The sequence below is a fragment of the Actinophytocola sp. genome, from assembly GCF_036002505.1.
GTDB lineage: Bacteria > Actinomycetota > Actinomycetes > Mycobacteriales > Pseudonocardiaceae > DASYTH01.
In genome coordinates, this window is record NZ_DASYTH010000291.1 from 1 (window position 1) to 3676 (window position 3676).

General features: G+C 73.5%; 5 protein-coding genes. 2 read left to right on the forward strand and 3 right to left on the reverse strand.

Annotation, left to right across the window (positions count from 1 at the left end; genetic code table 11):
• The 3 genes from VGR06_RS25235 to VGR06_RS25245 form a co-directional block, all read right to left on the reverse strand.
• Positions 1–198 (reverse strand): hypothetical protein (locus tag VGR06_RS25235; protein ID WP_327561599.1); only part of this gene is annotated, 198 nt, incomplete at its 3' end.
• A 2-nt stretch (positions 199–200) separates the two neighbouring features.
• The gene (locus VGR06_RS25240) at positions 201–794 is read right to left on the reverse strand and encodes a DsbA family protein (RefSeq protein ID WP_327561600.1); all 594 of its coding nucleotides are present in this window, start codon (positions 792–794) and stop codon (positions 201–203) included.
• Entirely contained in the window at positions 785–2173 is a 1389-nt protein-coding gene (locus VGR06_RS25245; protein ID WP_327561601.1) for an FAD-dependent oxidoreductase, read from the reverse strand. Before VGR06_RS25245 ends, VGR06_RS25240 begins: the two co-directional genes overlap by 10 nt.
• Before the next feature lie 263 nt (positions 2174–2436).
• On the opposite strand from VGR06_RS25245, the gene VGR06_RS25250 reads away from it, so the two are divergent.
• Both VGR06_RS25250 and VGR06_RS25255 read left to right on the forward strand, forming a co-directional pair.
• Positions 2437–2979, forward strand: a complete 543-nt coding sequence (locus tag VGR06_RS25250; protein WP_327561602.1) for a carboxymuconolactone decarboxylase family protein — start codon at positions 2437–2439, stop codon at positions 2977–2979.
• A 29-nt stretch (positions 2980–3008) separates the two neighbouring features.
• The coding region (locus tag VGR06_RS25255; protein WP_327561603.1) for a trehalase-like domain-containing protein at positions 3009–3676 on the forward strand (668 nt) is incomplete at its 3' end.

The window sequence follows — 3676 nt, forward strand, 5'->3', positions numbered from 1 at the left end:
GGCGCCGAACCCGGAGGTCTCCAGCAACAGCGACGCGGCGATCGCGGTCACCGTCGACAGCCGCGGCACGCCCGCCAGCGGGAACCCGATCAGGAACACGGGGGTGAGCAGCGCCGCGCTGCTGATGCCGCTGAACATCGCCACCGACGCGATGATCACGCACACCGGCAGCGTGAACCAGTACACCGTCCGATCCACGGCTACGCCTGCTCCCCGCGTCGGGCCGGTGCCGGTCGTTTGATCTCGACCAGTTCGGGGTGGCTGCGGGCCAGGGTGCACAGTGCCCGCCACAGTCGCAGCGCCTGCACCCCGGCCGGGGCGGTTGCGAGCTTGACGAACACCACCGACCGCGGGTCGAAGACCAGGGTGGGCGTGCCGAACACGCCGTAGCGGGCCGCGGCCTCGTGGTGTTCGTCGGCTGCAGCCTGTAGCCACCGGGCACGGTCGCGGTCGAACGCGGCGGTATCGACACCGGCGGCCTCGGCCAGGGCGGCCAGGTCGTCGGGGTCCAGCCGTCGGCGGTCGCGGTGCAGGGCGTCGAAGACCGCGTCGTGGAACCCGTCGGCGCCGGCGGCCCGGGCGGCGTGGGCCAACGCGAGGGCGAGCACCGACACGCTGGCGGTGCGCGGGTCGGCGAACACCGACGCGGTGTCGGGGTCCCGGTTGGCCTGCTTGAGGCTGAAGGTCCGCCAGGACACGGCGAGGTCGCCGCCGGCCGCCGCCACGCCGCGCAGCCACCGCCGGGCACGGTAGGAGTACGGGCAGGTGTAGTCGATGTAGCAGATCACCGGCATGGTGTGCGCTCCACCAGGTCGGCGGCCTTGCGGGCGGCGATCAGGACGGGATCCCACACCGGAGAGAACGGCGGCGCGTACGCCAGGTCCAGCCCGGTCATCTCCTCGACCGTCATGCCGTTCCACAGCGCGATGGCCAGCCCGTCGATGCGTTTGGCCGCGCCCTCCTCGCCGACGATCTGCGCGCCGAGGAGCCGCCCGGACCGCCGCTCCGCGACGATCTTGGTTTTGATCGGGGCGGCGCCCGGGTAGTAGCCGGCGCGGGTGGTCGAGGCGACCACCACGGCGAGCGGGTCGAACCCGGCCCGGACCGCCTGCGCCTCCGTAAGGCCGGTGCGGGCCACCTCCACCCCGCAGATCTTCGAGACCGCGGTGCCGACCACGCCCGGGAACGTGGCGTACCCGCCGCCGAGGTTGATGCCAGCCACCCGGCCCTGCTTGTTGGCGTGCGTGCCCAGCGCGATGGCCACCGGCGCGCCGGAGACCAGATGCCGTGTTTGCACGCAGTCACCCGCGGCCCATACCCCGGCCGCCTCGGTGCGCATCCGCCGGTCGGTGATGATCCCGCCGGTGGCTCCGACCGCGAGCCCGGCTGACCGGGCGAGCGCCGTGTTCGGCCGTACCCCCAGGCCGAGGATGACCAGCTCGGCGGGCAGGACCCGGTTCGCGGTGGTCACCGCCCGGACCCGGCCGGCGGCGGTGTCGAACCCGGTGACCCGCTCGCCCAGGTGCAGGGTGACGCCGACCTTGCGTAGCGCGTCGGCGACGAGTGCCCCCATGTCCTCGTCCAGGGTTGTCATCGGCTGCGGTGCGGCGTCCACCAGCGCGACCTGCAGTCCGCGCATGACCAGCGCCTCGGCCATCTCCAGCCCGATGTAGCCGCCGCCGACCACCACCGCCCGCCGGGGCCGCTGGCCGTCGAGGACCCGGCGGATCGCCAACCCGTCGTCGAGGACCTGCACCCCATGGATACCCGCCGCGTCCGCGCCCGGCAGGCTCGGGCGGGCCGGCACCGCGCCGGTGGCCACCATCAACTGGTCGAAGCCCTCCCACCGCTGCCCGCCACCATCGAGGTCACGCACCCGCACCGCGCGGCGGCCCAGGTCGATCCCGGTCACCTCGTGGCGCAGATACACCTCGATGTCGAACGCCGACCGGAACGTGTCCGGGTCCCGGGCAATCAGCCGCCCCGGGTCGGCCACCACACCCCCGACCAGGTACGGGATCCCGCACGCCGAGTACGAGGTGAAGTTGCCCCGCTCAAACACCACGATCTCCAACCCGCCGCCGTCACGCCGCCGCCGCGCCTGCGACGCCGCGCTCATCCCGGCCGCGTCACCGCCGACCACCACCAGCCGCTCCCGCGACCCCACACCCATCACCACCCCAACCAGGTGCGCACCCACCCACCTACCGAACGGGCCGCCCCCGCGCCTGGGTCGCCGACGGCGACGAAGGGGCACCGTCTCGCCGCCGCCGGCGACCGACCGCACGAATGCACCGTCCAGGCACCCTCAGCGGCGGTCGGTGACAGTCTTCATAGCCGCCGGTCGCGCGTACCGTGTGCGCGCTCACAAACGCGCCGGGCAGACCCGGCAATCCTCGACAGGAGACGACACCGACGAATCGGAGGAGGCTGACGATGCCCCGCGTCCCGGTACACGATCTGGATAGCGCACCCAAGGCCAGCCGCGATCTGCTCGCGGCGCTGCGGGAACGCTACGGCAAGGTCCTCAACATCTACGGCGAGATGGCCCACGCCCCGGTGGTCCTGGCCGCCTACGCCGGTATCCAGGCCGCGATCGCCGAGCACGGCAGCTTCGACCCCCGTACCCGGGAGGCGATCGCCCTGGCCGTCGCCCACGCCGACGACTGCGGCTACTGCCAGGCCGCGCACACCGCCGGCGGGCAGCGGGCCGGGCTGAGCCTCGAGGAGACCCTCGCCGCCCGGTTCGGCCAGCCGATCGACCCGAAACTCGACGCGCTGCTGGCCGTCGCCCGCCAGGCGGTGACCCGCGTCGGTGAGGTCGACGAGGCGACCTGGCAGCACGCCATCGACGCCGGCTGGAGCGTCGAAGAGCTGGCCGAACTGTTCGCGTACCTGATCGCCAACATGTTCACCAACTACTTCAACCACTACGTCGGCACCGAGCTGGACTTCCCACCCGCGCCGGACCCGGCCTGAGCACCGCGGTCGACGGTTACGGTGCAGTGATGGCAAGCAGGCCGATCGCGGACTACGCACTGCTGTCCGACCGGCACTCGGCGGCGCTGGTCTCCCGGGACGGGTCGGTGGACTGGCTGTGCTTTCCGCGGTTTGACAGCCCGTCGCTGTTCGCCGCGTTGCTCGACCCCGACGCCGGCGCGGACGCCGGCCGGTGGTCGATCCACCCGACCGGCCCGCACACCGCCACCCGCGGCTACCTCGCCGACACCCTGGTGCTGCAGACCCGCTTCCAGACCGCCGCCGGCGCGGTGACGGTCACCGACGCCCTCGCCACCGGCGGCAACGCCGATCCGCACGCGCTGGGCGCCGCCGCGCCGCACCTGCTGATCCGCTCGATGACCTGCACCGACGGGGCGGTCGAGGTGGCCGTGGAGTTTCGGCCCCGCCCGGAGTACGGACTGGTCACCCCGCTGCTGGCCAGCTGCGACGGCGGCGTGGCCGGCCACGGCGGCCCGTCCACGTCAAGGCTGTCCAGCCCGGTCGAGCTGACCATCGAGGCCGGTACCGCCACCGGCACCCTCGCTTTGCGGGCCGGGCAGACCATCCGGTTCGCGCTGCACTGGGCGCCGCTGCCCGGCCCACCACCCCGGGCGTTCAGCCAGGCCGAGATCGCCGCTGCGCTGGACGCCACGGCCGCGGCGTGGCGGTCCTGGTC